The organism is Pseudomonas sp. PME37.24/006 (genome assembly GCF_055556635.1).
This window is the reverse complement of record NZ_JBVHNL010000038.1, coordinates 1-289: the sequence shown is the minus strand read 5'-3', so window position 1 is coordinate 289 and position 289 is coordinate 1. Positions and strand designations below refer to the sequence as shown.

The 289-nt window shown below is 72.3% G+C and carries 1 pseudogene; it reads left to right on the top strand.

What is annotated here, in order from left to right:
- Positions 1-67: 67 nt before the first annotated feature.
- Positions 68-289 (top strand): annotated as a pseudogene (locus tag ACZ3GY_RS23760) (hypothetical protein); the annotation flags it as partial.

Here is a 289-nt window from a genome sequence, read left to right as displayed (position 1 = left end):
TACCGCCGCACCGCCGACGAGCGATACGCCGCCCCCGCCGGTCAGGCCGAGGCAGGGAGGCTGACCGATGGAAAGGCTCTATGTTCTCTGGCTCGCCCATCCGTCCGCCGCCTGGATCGCGATCGGCGTGGCGCTGTTGGCGGCCGAGACGATCACCGGCTCGGGCTGGCTGCTCTGGCCCGCCGCCGCCGCCCTCTTGCCCGCGGGCGTCACGGCTGTCTGGCTGCGGCAGGAGATCGGCTGGCAGTGGGCCATCTTCGCCAGCGCCGCCATCGGACTGACCTGGCTT